General features: G+C 69.2%; 12 protein-coding genes and 2 pseudogenes. 3 read left to right on the top strand and 11 right to left on the bottom strand.

What is annotated here, in order from left to right; genetic code table 11:
* Positions 1 to 130: 130 nt before the first annotated feature.
* Both OHA98_RS41555 and OHA98_RS41565 read right to left on the bottom strand, forming a co-directional pair.
* Positions 131 to 3,760 (bottom strand): LamG domain-containing protein, encoded by a 3,630-nt coding sequence (locus OHA98_RS41555; RefSeq protein WP_266933596.1) that lies wholly within the window; start codon positions 3,758 to 3,760, stop codon positions 131 to 133.
* Between the two features lie 1,551 nt (positions 3,761 to 5,311).
* A pseudogene (locus tag OHA98_RS41565) lies at positions 5,312 to 5,450 on the bottom strand (transposase); the annotation flags it as partial.
* Between the two features lie 192 nt (positions 5,451 to 5,642).
* On the opposite strand from OHA98_RS41565, the gene OHA98_RS41570 reads away from it, so the two are divergent.
* A complete protein-coding gene (locus OHA98_RS41570; protein ID WP_266933597.1) occupies positions 5,643 to 6,872 on the top strand; it encodes a hypothetical protein in 1,230 nt (409 codons plus the stop codon).
* Here the strand turns inward: OHA98_RS41570 and OHA98_RS41575 are convergent.
* Both OHA98_RS41575 and OHA98_RS41580 read right to left on the bottom strand, forming a co-directional pair.
* Positions 6,869 to 7,739: pseudogene (locus OHA98_RS41575) on the bottom strand (IS5 family transposase). The gene OHA98_RS41570 and the pseudogene OHA98_RS41575 overlap by 4 nt on opposite strands.
* A gap of 41 nt (positions 7,740 to 7,780) precedes the next feature.
* Positions 7,781 to 9,211 carry a hypothetical protein gene (locus tag OHA98_RS41580; protein ID WP_266933599.1) on the bottom strand — a complete coding sequence of 477 codons (1,431 nt, stop codon included), beginning with the start codon at positions 9,209 to 9,211 and terminating at the stop codon, positions 7,781 to 7,783.
* Positions 9,212 to 9,554: 343 nt separating this feature from the next.
* Between OHA98_RS41580 and OHA98_RS41585 the strand changes: the two genes are divergently transcribed.
* On the top strand, positions 9,555 to 10,445 hold the full coding sequence (locus OHA98_RS41585) for a hypothetical protein (RefSeq protein ID WP_266933600.1): 891 nt from the start codon (positions 9,555 to 9,557) through the stop codon (positions 10,443 to 10,445).
* A gap of 39 nt (positions 10,446 to 10,484) precedes the next feature.
* On the opposite strand, the gene OHA98_RS41590 is transcribed toward OHA98_RS41585, so the two are convergent.
* The 5 genes from OHA98_RS41590 to OHA98_RS41610 form a co-directional block, all read right to left on the bottom strand.
* On the bottom strand, positions 10,485 to 11,048 hold the full coding sequence (locus OHA98_RS41590; protein ID WP_266933601.1) for a hypothetical protein: 564 nt from the start codon (positions 11,046 to 11,048) through the stop codon (positions 10,485 to 10,487).
* Positions 11,049 to 11,170: 122 nt separating this feature from the next.
* Entirely contained in the window at positions 11,171 to 11,404 is a 234-nt protein-coding gene (locus tag OHA98_RS41595; protein ID WP_266933603.1) for a hypothetical protein, read from the bottom strand.
* A 63-nt stretch (positions 11,405 to 11,467) separates the two neighbouring features.
* Entirely contained in the window at positions 11,468 to 12,055 is a 588-nt protein-coding gene (locus OHA98_RS41600; RefSeq protein WP_266933605.1) for a hypothetical protein, read from the bottom strand.
* A gap of 228 nt (positions 12,056 to 12,283) precedes the next feature.
* A complete protein-coding gene (locus OHA98_RS41605) occupies positions 12,284 to 12,619 on the bottom strand; it encodes a hypothetical protein (protein WP_266933606.1) in 336 nt (111 codons plus the stop codon).
* Positions 12,616 to 13,101: a hypothetical protein gene (locus tag OHA98_RS41610; RefSeq protein ID WP_266933607.1), complete on the bottom strand. Its 486-nt coding sequence runs from the start codon at positions 13,099 to 13,101 to the stop codon at positions 12,616 to 12,618. Before OHA98_RS41610 ends, OHA98_RS41605 begins: the two co-directional genes overlap by 4 nt.
* Positions 13,102 to 13,275: 174 nt before the next feature.
* Between OHA98_RS41610 and OHA98_RS41615 the strand changes: the two genes are divergently transcribed.
* Complete coding sequence (locus OHA98_RS41615) at positions 13,276 to 14,043, top strand: GNAT family N-acetyltransferase (protein ID WP_266933608.1); 768 nt, start codon at positions 13,276 to 13,278, stop codon at positions 14,041 to 14,043.
* Between the two features lie 273 nt (positions 14,044 to 14,316).
* On the opposite strand, the gene OHA98_RS41620 is transcribed toward OHA98_RS41615, so the two are convergent.
* On the bottom strand, positions 14,317 to 14,865 hold the full coding sequence (locus OHA98_RS41620; RefSeq protein WP_266933610.1) for a hypothetical protein: 549 nt from the start codon (positions 14,863 to 14,865) through the stop codon (positions 14,317 to 14,319).
* Positions 14,866 to 14,891: 26 nt separating this feature from the next.
* Positions 14,892 to 15,401 carry a hypothetical protein gene (locus tag OHA98_RS41625; RefSeq protein ID WP_266933611.1) on the bottom strand — a complete coding sequence of 170 codons (510 nt, stop codon included), beginning with the start codon at positions 15,399 to 15,401 and terminating at the stop codon, positions 14,892 to 14,894.
* Positions 15,402 to 15,417: the final 16 nt, after the last annotated feature.

Raw genomic sequence — 15,417 nt, forward strand, 5'->3', positions numbered from 1 at the left:
GTCTTCTCTCCGGGTACGGCCGACCGCCGGTTGTCCGGGCAGCGCAGCAGGGTGGCGGTGGCGCAGGGCGGGGCGGGGTCGGCGGTGGTGGCCGGCCCCGCTCGTGGCGAAGTGCTGGGGCGGTGGTGTGTCAGGTGCCGACGATTTCGCCGACCTGTGTGCCGTCTGTCAGTGCTCCGGACCAGAGCCGGATGTCGGTGAGCCGGCCGGGCAGGTAGTTGCCCCAGGCCCCGAGGTATCCCTTGCCGACGGAGAACTCGCCACTGCCGACCTGGGCGGTGTACGGCATGCCGTCGCTGATCTGACGGTCCGTGGTGACGTAGAGCTGGATCGTTCTGTCCTGGGCGTTGTAGACACCGGTAAGGCGGGTCTCGGTGTCCAGGACGGCTTCGTCCTTGCTCTCGACAGATACTCCGGTGCCGTCCGCGGTGAGGCGGCCGAAGTTCCAGCGGCCCACCGCGACGGGCTTCGTCACGGGGAGACCGTCCCCGTCGACGACCGGGTCGCCGTTCTCGTCGTACTCGGGTTCCTGCCGGCTTCCGGTCTTCTCGAACCACAGGCTCCAGGACGATCCCGTCGCGGTCCGCTGTCCGAGGATCTGCGCTTTGTAGTGGTCCGGCTTCTCCAGGACCTTGGCCCCGTCGACGACCGCCTCTGTCGTCACTGTGAACGAGCCGGAGTCGTCCACCACCGGCCCCGGTGTGGTCGCGGCGCCCGTGGTGCCGTTCAGGACAAGTTCGTCACCGGTCAGGGAAGCTCCCGCGGAGAGGGCGAGGGACGGCTTGTAGCCCGAGACCGTGTCACTGAGTGACATGCCCTGAGCACCTGCGGGATTCCATGAGGCGACGAGCTCCGCGGAGGGCTTTCCGTGGGCGTCGATCAGCCGGCTTTCCTGCGCGATCTGTTCCTTGGTCAGCGCGACCTGCCACACCGCCGGCTCGTCGATGACGCCGGGGAAGTAGTCGGTGTGTGTCCCGGACCAGTGGACACGTCCGATCTGGAGCGGCCCGTTCGCGGCCCAGGGTGCGGTGAACGGTGTCGTGCCCTGCAGTTCGCCGTTGACGTAGAGGCTGATGGTGCCGGCCGTCGCGTCGAAGACTCCGGCCAGGTGGGTCCATACCTTTGGCGTGGCAGGGGTTTTGGAGGCCACTCGCTGGTAGGTCCACGGGGTGCCTGCGGGGACGTCGGCGCTGGCCTCGCGGAAGGACCACAGCTTGGTGGTGTACTCGTAGCCGAGCAGGAATGGACTGCGGTTGGTGCCGTCCTGGCTCAGGACGGTGGCATTGGCGTTGCGGGAATCGTCCAGGCGGACCCATGCGGCCGCTGTGTAGGAAGCCCGGGTGTCGATGACCGGCCCGGTGGTGGCTGCGTAGCCGGTGGTGCCGTCCAGTCGGAGGCCCTTGTCGGTGGTCTTGACCGCTGGTTCGGTGTCTGTGGCCGGGGTGACGGTGACCTCGCCGCGGCGCCCCTGGTCGGTCCGGGAGGCTCCCCCGGTCAGTGCCGCGTTGTCCTGCAGGCTGGGGTCGGTGGTGGAGGAGTCGATGGCCGGTCCGGTGTCCTCGCTGAAGTTCCAGCGGCCGACCGGTCCTTCGCCTTCCTTGACGACGAAGTCGACCGTGTTGCCGGCGCCGGGGCCGTAGTTGTCCTTCGCTTCGGCTTCCAGGACGATGGTGCCGGACGTGGGCGGTGCCGGGTTGATGTCCACCGTCGCCCCGGGCAGGTAGCTGGACCAGGCCGTGTCCGTGGAGAGCTTGTACCGGTAGGCGGTGTTGACGTCACCGGGCGCGGGGCCGAGGGTGAACGTTCCTGCCTGGCCGGGCTTCCCTCCGGGGACGCAGTCGTTCGCGGTGCACGGTGAGTACGGGTTGCCGGGCTTGAAGGTGATGGTCGGAGGGTTCGGGGCCTGGCTGTCGACCTTGAAGTAGCACCAGCCCGTCGTGGAGCCGTTCGACGGCCCCGCCAGGTGCTCGCTGCCGTAGTACGACCGGGTCCAGGAACGGTATCGGTAGAGGGTGTTCTGCTCCAGGTCCGCGCTGGGTGACGCGGTGACCTTGACGTTGTCACCCACCGGGCTGGACGGGGCCAGGATGTCACCGATGGCCTTCGTCCATGTGGATCCTGTCTTCTTGTCCAGTGCCATGACGACCCGCAGTGCGGCTCCCGATTCACCGCCCGCTTCGGTCTGCCCGGTTGCGGTCAGGGCCGGGGTGGGGTCGGTGGCGATCGCCGGGGCGGACTCGACGGTCTTGCACACCGGGGTGGTTCCGGTGACGAGACCGATGGCGCTGGGCTTGGCCGGCCTGCCGACGTAGGTGACGCTCAGAACCGCATCGTCATCGAACCGCTTCCACGCGATGGTGTCCGACTCGTCCTTGGCCATCAGCATCAGCGTCAGGCGGGAGATCTTCCCCTCCGCGAAACTGCGGACGGTGGGTGTCAGGTTCTCGTCCGGTTCCGGCGCGTAGTCGTGGAACTCGATGGGGGCACGGGGCTGAGGGGGTGTGCAGTTGCTGCCGCGGCCTGCCGACACCTTGCGGTCACCCATCTGGTCCAGCTTCTTCGGGCCCGGCCACTTCGAGGACGAGGAGATGTTGTTCGTCCGCTCAAGATCGACCCAGCGCTCGTCACAGGAGAACGACCAGGTCTCCGTCACCCTGAACGTCGCGTCCAGGACGTGCTTGCCCTTCAGTTTCCCCGGGGCGAACTCGAAGTACATGCGGTTCACATAGCCGTTGCCGCAGTAGTACGAGACCCCGCCGATGACGGCGGAGCCGCACTTGCCGACGCTCATGCCGTTCTCGCCGCCGGAGAAGTTCCAGAACACATCGCCGTCCGAAGACAGCACGGTGCGCTCGTCCTCGTTCAGCTCGACCGACGGATCGATGTAGAGCGGGAAGTCCGCCGCACCGGTTGCCGCCACGAGGTCCGCGTCGGGCATGACCGTCACCGAGTCCTCCGCGACCGCGAGGTCCAGGACCGAGGACTCGTCCCCCGCTCCGGGACCGGCCAGCGGATCACCTTCCTCACGCGGGCCTGCCGGCACCGGTTCGGCGGCACCGGCGTCCGCGGACTCGGCGAGATACAGCGACTGCCGAGCTGTCTGAGGGTTGGTGTTCGCGCCGGCGGAGTTCCACATCTGCGCGGCCGGTGAGCGGAACACGGTCTGCCCGTTGCCGTCGAGAGCCTCCACTCCCCCGCCGGCGCCGGCCCTCACCGTGAGGTTCTCGGCTCCCAGCCGGTACTCGATGCTCGCCAGGGCAGGGTTCGCGGCCGCTTCCGGAGTCTTGACCTCCAACACCTGGCGGAAGCCCTCCACCGTCGCGGTCAGGATCAGATTCACATCCGGCAGCACATCCTCGTAGACGGCACGCTCGCCCTCCAGACGGGGAGCGGGCAGCGCGCCCGGCCAGCCCAAAGACACCGACTGCGTTCCCTCGGCGATCGTGACCAGCCCCGCCCCACTGCCCCCGGGCGAGAACGACAGATCCACCGCAGCGGCCTTCGGACCGACCGACCCGTCGGATTTCTTCACGAGAGTGGCGTCCGGACTCCTCCACCCGCCATCCGGCGCGGCGACCCGCACCGGGCTGATCGACTTGTCCAACGTGAAGGTCGTCCCGTCCGGATTCGCGAACACCGTCTCCCGCTCGGTGCGCTGCTCCACAACCTCGACACGTTCACCGGCCTCCACCGCCTCGGCGGAGGCCCGGGCCTCCGCCGACCCGGACTCCGAGGCAACTCCCCGAGCGGCCGCGGGCACCGCCGCAGCCTGCCCTGTCAGGGCGGGAATCCCACCCACGATCGTGGTCGCGACGACCAGCGCGCACACACAGTGACGCGTTCGACGCCACACCCCACCACTCACAGTCCCGCCCCATTGGTCACAAAGCCTTCACGAAAGTCAGCCAAATATCAGGGCGCACCCCAGGCCAGTCAAGAGTGACCTGAGTCACCATCAGGGAAAGTTGCATCATGAAATCAGAACACCAGAATGAAGAAATCCGACCAATCCACATATCCGAAAACAGACCGCTTGGTTCGAGAAGAACGGCAACTCGGGTCCCTGCCAAGCCACTTAGTCGCACACACGGCTCACCCATCCACGGCAATCCCGCACGCCACGCGAACGACCAGTTACCCAAAGCGAACCAGGCAACAGATCCATGACCACCCCGCTCCGCGCACCAGGCCACCCCCCGCGCCCAGCAAAAGCCCCATGCGCAGCAGCCCCCTCGGCACTGCCCGCAGCAGCACACACCGTCACCGGAACCGAGGCAACACGCCCTCGGTACGCTCCCGCTCCCGGACGCGACACTCGGGCAGTCCAGCTCCTCGCGCCGCTCGCCCTCCCACAGTCGTGGAACGACAAACAGCCCAACTCCGCCGACTGGCCGCACCTCACGTCCGCGAGACGGCCGGGCGCCGCGCCCACCGGCGGCCTCCGCACCCGGGCTGGGGCGTGGTGGCCGTCGGCCTGTTCGCTGACCCAGTGCCGGGCGGGACACGAGGCCGGCGGCCGTGACCGAAGCCCGGCCCGGAGGGGGTGCCCCTATGGGTTCGGGCAAGTCTCTGCGGGGCGGTGGAGGCTCGGCGGCGTCAGCCTTCCCTGGTGGTGTCGGCGTCGGCGTATTCGTAGATCCAGCCCGTAGAGGTGTCGGGGGCTCGGACTGCCAGGCAGGTGTGTCTTGCTGCGGGATTCCAGGTCCTGATGCCCGACCGGGGCGGCCTCGGAAGCCGGCGGGCGGCAGCCCTGCCTGGCTGAGCCCGACGACTTTGGTCCGCCCGTTGAAAGGGCCGCCGACGATCTTGATGCCGACGGTGTTGGTGACGATTTCACCCGCGAGCCAGCGACGGATGAGTGCCGGGTGCTCGGAACTCTCGTCCCCCATACCCGAAGCTGACCATGGGCTTGGGCGGAGGGCAAGCAGGTCTCAATTCGCCCGGACGGGCTGGGGTTCGTAGAAGGCTCCGTCGCGGAGCATGGCCAAGAGGACATCGGCCCAACGTCGTACGAGGCCGAGCATGGAACGATGCTGATCGTGGCCGACCAGCCGGCTTCGATCGGTGCCCCACCGCCGACGGCTGCGGGGAACATGGGCTGCCCGGTCGCCTACTGAGGTTGTAGGGGTGGTGTCGTCAGTGTGAGGCCGGTCGCGGTGAGGCATCCGTTGATGATGTCGCTGCGGTACTGGATCTGGCGGAGGCCGTGTCGTAGCCGGCGGATGAGGTGGTCGGGGTCGGTGAAAGCGGTGTTCGTCTGGCTGGTCCGGCGCAGTACCGACCAAATGCCTTCCACCGGGTTGATTTCGTCGATCTGCCACCGCCGGAACACCGCATACGCCGTCACCCAGGGGCCGTATCGCTCGGGCAGGTCCCGCCAAGGCGAGCCGGTCCGGGCGCCCGCCACCAGATCCCGTCGAAGACTGCCGCCGATCCCCCGGAGGTCGGCCCATCTTCGGTATCGGCGGCAACACCGCTTCCAGCCGGACCCACTGTGCACCCGTCAGAACGCCACGAGACATCTGAAGATTCGTTTCACAACCTTGATCAACATCTCGGCTGGCTCGAAGTGATCGGCGGTACGGCACCAGCCAAGGCGAAGTGCTCATCCTCGACACCGAAGGTTGGTATTTTCCCTCGGCATGAAGCGAACGTGGTGGCGCAGGCCGATCACCCTGCTGGTGTGCGTCGGTGCCGTGGTCGCCGCCGGCCTCGGCGGCTGGACCCTATGGGCCGACTGGCAGGACGAGCGGGTCGTCGACGAGGCATGCGCCGGCCTCGTCCCCCAGGAGAAGCTGCGTGGACTCCCCTTGTCCGGCGGGCGGATCAGCAGCAACGGTGAATCCATTGATGTGGACAACATCAGTGGCACCTGCATGCTGGCCAGCGCTGAGGCCGGTGAGGCGCGCGGCCAGAGCCACCGTGCGTTCTTCTCCGCCGGGGTGAGCACTGCCTCACGGAGCTCCCGGGCCGACGTCGACGACAGCTTCGATCCGCTGATCGACGATCAGCGGCGCTACAACTACCCCGACAGCCCTGTGGGCGGGGGCATCGCGGGCCTGATCAGTGACAGCGGTGTCCAGGTCCGGCTCTCCTGCCCGGACGCCAGGACCGGGAACGGCAAGCCGGTGGGCACCCTGGTGGCATCCGCCGTTCAGTACGTCGACGGCTACGTTCCGTTGTTCAGCGGTCGTCAGATGGATCAGCGCACCCGCGACAACCTCGCCTCCATCGCTGTGGACGTCGCCAATGCCCTCGCCGCCAAGCTGGGCTGCGCCGAACGTCTGCCCGACCCTCCTGGTCGACTGCCGGGAACCAACGGCAAGCTGAAGGAGGCGGCTGCGGCTCGGGGCAGTTGCTCCTGGTACGGCCGGACCCATCGAGAGGACGTGGCCTGGCTACCCGACGAGGTGCTGGAGACCCGTGCCGACCCGCTGGCGTGGCAGGAGAAGTGCGGGTTGGCCGTCAGAACCGAGAAGGCCCAGGAACTGTACCGATCCCTTGACAAGAAGCCCGATCACCGCGCGGCGCTCCGCGAAAACTATCCGGACAAACGTGCCGAGTGGTGGGCCTCCACCCAGTCCTTCTTCGGCGAATTCCCGCATGGTGTCGGCCTGCCGATCGGTGGCGGCGACAGCACCCGGACCAAGCCGGGCACCGCCGGCCGCGTGGAAGAAGGCACCGCCTGGTGGGCCACTTCAGTCTGCGACGGCAAGCCCGCCGTGCACACCCTCACCTTGGGATACGGCTATGGCAAGGTCGCAGCCCACCTTATGGAGCCCGTCTTCCGTGCCTATGTGAAGGACGTGACCGAGCGTCGTGGGTGTATGAACCTGAAGTTCCCTCGATCCTCGGACTTCACCGCTCGCTAGGGCCTGTCTTCAAAGGGGCATATCCACATTAGGAGTGACGCGATGGTGAGTGCCGCTTCCTAGGATTCGCGGGTTTGTCGTAGCGGGTCGCGATGGCCCGGTACTGCTTCAGCGCGTTGAAGCAGCGCTCGACGACGTTGCGCTGCTTGTAGCGCTTTTTGTCGAAAGCGGGTGGCCTGCCGCCGTTGCTGCCGCGACGGCGGCGGTTCGCCTGCCGGTCCGACCGTTCAGGGATGGTGTGCGGGATGCCTCGTTTCCGCAGGTAGTTGCGTATACCTCGACTGCTGTATCCCTTGTCGCCCAGTAGATGATCGGGCCGATTGCGTGATCGGCCAGGGCCTGGGCGGCGAACCTTGATCTGCGCGAGGACCTGCTCGAACTGTGTGCAATCGTTGATGTTGCCACCTGTGACGACAAACCCGAGCGGACGGCCGTGGCCGTCGCAGGCTAGGTGAATCTTGCTCGTCAGTCCGCCACGGGATCGTCCGAGGGCGTGAGTGTGTGCCGCCGCTGCGGGGTCTGCCCTTTTTTACGGGCGCCGGCCGCGTGCTGATGAGCGCGGGTGATCGTGGAGTCCACCGACACCAGCCAGTCAACGTCCCCAGCCGCATCCTTCTGAGCCTGAACGGCCTCAAGCATCCGCGTGAACGTGCCATCGAGCGCCCACCTGCGGAAACGTGTATACAACGTCCTCCAGGACCCGTACCTCTCCGGTACATCACGCCAGGCCGAACCGGTCCGCAGCTTCCACACGATCCCGTTGAGAATCACCCGGTCGTCCCGCCGGGGCCGCCCCGTGTCCGTACGCGGAAGCAGCCCCGACAGAACGTCCCACTCCTCGTCCGAGAGCTCATGTCGCCGCACCATGAATCATATGATGCCCCATCAACTGCCTTTGAAGACAGGCCCTAGCGGCGCAGGCGTGAGAGAAGGCCGGGCCACCCGGACGCCTCCGGCTCGGTATCCGGCATGGCGGTCTCGGGAGGCTGCGCGCTGTCGACGTCGGCGAAGACGGCGTGTCGCATGGCATCCCAGTCCTCGCGGCGCCACCAGTCGAACAGACGGGCACTGCTGATCACCGGGAGGGTCAGCGCGTCGGCGAATGCGTGGTCGGTGTAGACCTCGGTGTCCCGTTGCGCGGGTGGGAGTTTGGTCTGGTAGTTGACCACGAGGATGCCGCCGTCAACAGGCTCGGTCCCTGGTAGAGCGGGCCAGGTGTTCAGGTGCTTGAGGAGTTTGTCAGGCAGGCTCTGCGGTGGCCGGTTGTTCGCCGACTTCACCTCGACCAGCACTCGGCGGCCGCCGTACTCGGCCAGTAGGTCTGCCGAGTTGGTGCCGTACACGGCGTCGAGGGGGGTGACCGTGGCGCCAGCCGCGACGAGGACGTCGTGTACCGCGTCCTCCAGCGGGTGGCCGGTGCCGAACAGCAGGCGATCACGAAGTGGATCGGCCACGGCCCGCAGCGCGGCGAGTTGCTGCTTCAGCTCGGTCTGTCGCTGCTCGTGTGTGCGCTGCTCCTCGGCGATGGTCTCGGCCAGCCGGGTTTCGGCTTCGGTGGCCAGCGCCGGGTCGCGCACCAGGGGTGAGCGGGCGCGGGTCAGCGCGCCGGGCACGTATGCGGGCAGCGCATGCTGGACCAGCCACTGGACCAACAGCCGCTGGTCGGTGCCGTGGGGAACCACGAACCAGCGGGCACTGCCGCTTGCCGGCATCCACACTCCCGCTACTGGGGCGCCGAGGCCGTCGACCAGGATCGGGCGCAGCTCTCCCTCCCCCGGCGGCGGCCAAACTCTGGCCACTCCATGGCCCGAGGACCTGTCTTTGAGGTGGGTCAGGCGGAACCAGGTGTGCGGGGGGTGGTTGCGCAGGCGGGTGGCGAGGTCGTGTTCGGCGTGGTCGAGGCCGTCGGCGAGTTCGGGACTCACGCCGGCGGGGAGCGGGCTGGCGGAGATCTGGCCGTGATAGCCGGGCAGGTGGATGCCGGGAGCGACCGTGCCGGAGAAGACGTTGCGGCTCTGTTTGCCCGCGCCGATGCAGGCGATGACGAGGGCGGTCTCACCGCGCTGCCGGGCTCCTTCGGCGTAGCGCTTGTAGGGCTCGCGGCCGGTGGCGGGCCCGAGGAGGGTAGACAGCACGGCCGCGCAGTCGCCCGTTTCCTGGCCCCTCCACCGCGGCTCCACCCCGAGTGCCGCCCAGTCGGCCGCTTCCGGCCGTGCCGTCGGGGCGGGCGGGCGTTCCGTTCCGGTGGATGTGCCGATCACGTGGGGGGCGGGGGGCGCTGTGGGTTCGCCGGCTATGTGCAGCGGGATCGGGGCGGCGCTCAGGGCGGACGTGCTCATGGTGGCCACGGTAGCCGCCCCCGGGGCGTGGGCCCGCGTCAATTCCCCGCCCGGGGGTCGGGACTTGCACGGGTGCTGGCCGTGCGGGGAGCGGATTCTCCGCGTTATCCGCATCGCGCTTGAAGGGCTTCTCCTCCGGCATCAGCCGCCGGCTACGTGTCTGTGACGCTCCTCATTGCGCTACGGTGCCTTCGGCTGGACGCGCACCGCCACCCGCCGCAGGCCGACGCCCACGCCGCCGTCCCGCGATCGGCCAAGGTCCTACGGGGCCCGCGTTGCCCCGACGCCGTTCCTCTTCGTCGACAGGCGGCGTGGGCATGCCCGTCGAGTCCGGAGAAGACCGATGCCGCGTCACCAGAGCACCGCCGCCCAGCGTGCCCGCCAGGCACAGCGCAAGACCGGAGGCAAGTACACCGTCGAGCTCCGCCAGGCCCAGGCCGGAAGCCGTCCCGGGCCGTTCGCCCTGGGGCAGCTGCTCACCGCCTGCGGGACCGCGCCGGACTGGACCGGCGAGAATCCGGTCGTCGGCCCCGAGTGGGCACCGGAGATGTTCGACTTCGCCCCGCTGGGCGGGCCGGTTCCGTACTCGGCCGTCCTGCTGCTCCTCGGTCTGCTGGCGCCCACCAGCAGGTCAACCGAGCTGGAGCTGGAGTCGCGGAACGGCTTCCACTCGCTGATCGTGGCGTGCAGCGGCCGGCGCTTCGAGCTGGTCCTCTCCCAGGACGACTACGTCACCGAGCGGTGCCGCGTCCCCGGCTGCGAACTCAGGCCGGTCTCGGCGCACTCAATCCCCTACTGCGCCCTCCGGCACCTCGCCGCGCGGTCCGAGGACGAGCTCGTCGAGATGGCCACGGAGTGGGGGAACGCCCAGCGTGAGGAGTTCAGCGCCCAGAGCCCCGCCGCCGTGCCGCTGGGCGAGGAGGGCGACCAACTGATCGCGGCCGCCGTCGCCCAGTGCGCCTTCTTCCCGGTCCAGGCCGCGCTGATCGCGTCGGCCTACGAGCGGCCGGACATGGTCGACGTCGTGTACTTCGGCGAGCAAGCCGTGCAGGTGCAGCACGCAATGGACACTGAATACTTCCGGCTGATGCGGGTGGCCGAGGCCGCCCGTACACGCATCCAGACGCTCGCCGGCGGGCGCTGTGCCTGCGGTGCGGCGCTCCAGATCGGCGCGGGGCCGAAGGTGCCGCCGCAGTTCTGCTCGGCCGCCTGTGCGACCGCCGCAGGGCGGTAGCGGCTGCATGTCCGCCCTGGTCGGTGCCTGTCAGACCTATCAGGTCTGACAGACGCTGACCTCGGTCGAGAGGTCGCGCTGCGGGGGAAGTTCGATCAGTCGCATGTTCGCGACGGTCGCCACCGGGGCGTTGTACCGGCCGAGCAGCGCGTGGACCCACCAACGAGTCAGTACCTGGGTGAGCTGGTCGCCCAGCGTCGCCCGGTGGACCTCGCCGAGGAACACCTCGCGCTCCGTCTCCTTCAGGAGCCGCAGCACGGCGCCGATGGTGGGCTCGTTGTTGCCCAGGGCTCGGACGCAGGTGAAGTCGGCCTCATCGACGTCGCCCCACTCGATCGCGGGGCCGCCCTCCTCGTCGGCCGACGTGAGCTGCACCGGCAGGGCAACGACCAGTTCGTCGGGCACGCAGTTCTGGAACGTGGCCACGGCGTCGGCCGTGATCGACTCCGTGAGGCGGCGTGCGGCGTCCTGCGGGGTGTCGGCGCCCGTACCGGTGAGCCCGAGGATGGGGCAGTGAGCGGTGTAGAGGGATGCGGAGCTGGCCTTCCTGCGTTTCCGAACGAAGCTGTGGGTGATGACGATGACGGCGTGCGTGTGCTGCATCTGAGGGTCCGCCTTTTCGTGGTTCGGCTGGAGAGGCCCGGCCGGTGAGGGCCGAGGACATACGTCCGCGCACGGCGGGCCGCTGGGTCTAACGGGTCCGGGCGGGACGGGGATGCGTCGCCTCAGGCGAGGTCGTCGGAGGCGTTGTCGTCCCAGCCGCCGTCGCGCTGCATGTAACCGAGCATCGAGCGGGAGTGGCGGGTCCAGCCGCCCTGGTCGGCGATGGCGATGCCGTCCTTGCCCTTCTTCCGTCCGACGGAGGCCAGGCCAATGCGCAGGGAGTGCCCGGTCCAGGCGATCGGCACCCCGGCCCGCGGCGAGATGCGCTTGATGGCGCGGGTGACGGAGTCGGGCACCCTCCCGCCGGTGACGTGGCCCCACTGGTCGATGCCGACGAACGTCGGCGTGGACGGGCCGGCTCACTGTTCGCCGTGCTCGGCGACCAGCCGGGTGCGGTACGCGATGTACGCGCGCACCGGGCGAATCTCGGCCCCGTCGGCATAGCGGATCTTCGCGTTGCGCACCGAGTGCTTGGTCTTGCCGGCAAGCACGGCGATGACCAGGCCGCGCGGGTGGAGGGTCACGTCGCCGGTCAACAGCCCGGCCGGGTCCTGGCTGCGGCTGGCGTAGTGGAAGCCGGTCAGCGTGAGCGCCTTGTCCCGGTCGCCCGCGAGGGTGTCGGGGCAGGCTCGGGCGATGGCCCGCAGGCCGTCGATATCTCCGCCGACCGCCTGTCCGCGGCCGCGCCGCTCACCGGCCTGCAGGAGCTTGACCGCGAGGCCCTCCAGGGCGGCGCGGGCCTCGGCCTGGTCGTCGCCGGAGACTTTCGCTCCGCGCCGGTGTAGCCCGACGACGGCGGCCGCCAGGTGGGTGGAGGCCGAGGTGGGGGCGTACCCCTTGCCGCTCTGCTGGCCTCGCGCAGCATCCACGCCACGAACCGCCACCAGCGAGCCGCGGGTGGCCTCCAGTTCCGGCAGGTGGGCCTCGGCGCAGAACCGCTGCCACACCCGCCAGCTCTTGTTGTAGGTGTCGGTGGTGTTCTCCGGGGTGATCTCGGCGGCAACGGTGTCGGCCAGGTCCTCGGCCTCGGCCAGACGGCGGGCGGCGTCGGACGTCCTGGCGCTCCGCCCACCGCTCGATGAGCGCCTGGCGCTCGGCGGCCGCCGGGCCCAGCACCGCCGGGGCGCCCGCCGGTTCGGCGACGTCGCCGGCGGCCATCGTCTCGACCGTGACCGTCACTTCGTCACCCCCTCTGTCTGGTATCCGTGGGTGGTCAGCCATTGGCCGACCACCTCCCTCTGCTGCTTGGTCTGCTCCCACGCCTCCCGGGGGCCGCGGCCGAACATCGAGTCCTGCCCTGCCTTGATGGCGTTCTGCTGAGCCCAGCCATAGACGAACTGCGGGGTGTTGCCCTCTAGCCGTCCGTGCTGCTCCCACGCGGTGCGCTCGGCGGCCGGTGCCTCGATCAGGGCGGGGTGCCCGTCCTCGGCGGCATTCGCGGCGACGTCGTGCAGGTAGTAGGCGATCAACGTGCGGGCGGTGGCGTCGTCGTCCTCGGTCCCGTCCGTCACCGGGTTGCCGCCCGGACGGTCTCGTTGTCGCCCAGCTCGGTGAGGGCGAGCACCTGGGCGTGCCGCTCGGGAGTGAGCCCGAGGGGACTGTCGGCGGCGCGTTCGACGTCGCCGCGGTGCAGGCGGTGCTGTCCGTCGGCCCACTCGCGCAGCAGCGTGCGGGCCTCATCCGGGGTGATGTCCAGGGCGGCGGCCATCTCGTACCAGGTCGCACCCATCTCCATCGCCTCGCGGATCCTGCTGCCTCGCTGGACCACGATGTGGCGGTGCATGGACTCGCGCAGGGCGATGGCGGCGAGCGCGTCCACGAGGTCGCCGCGCTCGACTTCGTACGGGAAGTCCTCGCGCAGAGCGCGGGCGTGCAGCCGGTGGTCGTGCTCGGTGAGCCGCTCCATGTGCCAGGAGAGCGGGGTCGCCGGCGGGACGTCGTCGGGGCGGCGGATCGTCGCGGCCTGGAAGCGCTCGTACTCGGGGGTGCTCACTCGGTTTCCCTCCCTGTCTCCGACACCTGGGCTGACCGGGCGTCATGTCCCTTTCTATCGCGCCGTGTCCGCGATTTGCGGACACGGTCCGGAGGAATGGTTCTCGCTCCCCGGCCACCGCCGGACGGGTGAGTGCGCGCGGGAGACGCACCGGCCGGGGTGCACCATGTCGGCATGACCACTGACACGTCCGCCGCCCACCTGCCTCCCGTCGTCCGAGGGGGACGGCCACAGGACGAGGATCGGCACCACACGCCCTTCCCTTATGCAGTCCGAGTCGCTGCTCGTGGTGATGGGGCGGCGGTCGGGCGCTTGGCCGACCAGGCGCTGGAGCACACAGAGGAGTCGGTTCGGCCAAAGGTGCGGCCTGGAAAGAACCTGATCGCGCACATCGAGACGCGTGGCGGGGTCGTCCGCACCCGCCACGGTCACACAATCTGCCGCGTCGCAGCCGACCAGCAGGACCAAGTGATCGGCATGATCCACGTTTGCCCGCCTCTGAGCTGGATCGACGATCACCCCATGGTCATGCGCCCCGCCCTGGGCCAGACCGTCATCGAGTTGGGCATGCTCGCTGTCGATCCCGACCACCGAGGAAGGGGCATCGGCGGATCGTTGCTGGCCGCTGTGGAGGAGGACGAGCGAGCGCGCGGTGTTGAAGTGCTCTTCACGAAGGTGGCCTGGAACAACTGGTCTTCTCTGCGGTGGTATCGGAGGCGCGGGTTCACCGTCGCGGCACCCGGCGAGACGTTCCTTATCTACACCGCCTGCGGCGAGACCGGGCTCATCGACCTGAACGACGGCCACGCCTTGGCCTACAAACCCATGCAGCCGGGCGTGAGCATCCAGAAGCACTCACCGACAGGCACTTCCTTCCTCTACCTGTCGAGCCTTCCTGCGGATTCGAAGAACCGAAGGCTGCTTATCAACCAGCCCCTGTGACGCCGCCCGGACCCTTGCGCTTCGGCAGCGCACACCGGAGGGCAACGACCTGGACAGCGATCACCAGGTGATGGGGCGCAGCGTCGGGCACCTGCCGGCGGGGATCGATCTGCGGTCCCCGGAGCCGGGTCCGGAGGATGTGGCGGTCTCGGCGGCAACGCCGTGGGCCGACCGCTTCGACAACCGGCATGTCCGCTACACGACGAAGCGGCTCAAGAGCAACGAACAACGAGTGGCGCGGGCCTGGGCCGAGAACAGCGAACTCAACTGGGGTCAGGCCCCCCTCGTGGTGGACATGGACGTCGAGATGGGCAGCCGTGTACGGCGCAAGCTTCTCCGCGCGGGCGGCGAGATCGTGCGCTGTACCGAGGCGCGGATCCTCGGGGAGAGCTGATGGCGAGGCGCGACAGGTCTCAGGAACCGCTGCTGAGTCTGCGTTCCGTGGTGGTGGAGGGTGGTGTCGTCGGTGACGGCCCGCAGCGCGCACGCGGCGTCGGCGGCGGTCTGGGCGGCCGGGGCGAGGGTAGGCAGCAGGATGGCGAGCCGCATGAGGGGTGCGGTAATCGCGGCCCTGGTGGTGTGACTCTCGGCCCGTTCGGTGGTCCAGTCCTCGCCGCGCAGCCGCCGCTCCTCCCGGAGGTACATGGTGCGGCGGTGGTCGGCGAGCGCGGTCGCCAGGCCGGTCACGGCGTCCAGGGCCTCGGTGCGGCGGGCGGCGGCCTCGGTGGCGGCGCGCTGGGACCGCTGGGTGAGGTGGGCGAGGGTGCCGGTGAGGAGCGCTCCGGCGAGGGTGCCGAGGACGGCGATGAGCGCGGTGAGCATGGCGGAGCTCCATGTCTCGTGACGGGTCATCGGGTGGTGGCCTTGGTGGTGGCGATGAGGGCGGCGACCGTTTCCCATCCGTGGTACCAAGCGGAGTCGAGCTGGAACGCACCGTTCATTCCGTGCGAGGCCAGCTGGTAGAAACCGCCCTTGCCGGTCCTGGTGGCGATCTTCTCCAGCAAACCCTCGCCGGGAACCCTGCGGTCCGCGGCGTAGTGCGTGCCGAACGAGAGGGCGAGCGCGGCTGCGGCGGCGGCCGGGTGGACCCGGATGCCGAGCGCGCGGGCCCCGGCCCCGGCCACGATCGCCTGCGTGGCCGTATAGGTCAGGCAATGGGTCAGGCACGCCTTGCGGCCATCGGCCGTGCCATGCGTCGTCTTCTCTTTCATGGCCGGGTCCTCGTAGGTGACCGGGTGGTCATCCGAGGCGCCCTTCACGCGGGCGCAGAAATCGTCCTGGATCCAAAAATCTCCGAGGGCGCTGGCGGCGCGGGTCAGTCCGAGCAGGGCGGCGAAGGTGGCGGGACGATGCGTCATGCTGGGTCTCTCCTGA

Origin of the sequence: Streptomyces sp. NBC_00654, from assembly GCF_026341775.1 — a bacterium.
Classification (GTDB): Bacteria; Actinomycetota; Actinomycetes; order Streptomycetales; family Streptomycetaceae; genus Streptomyces.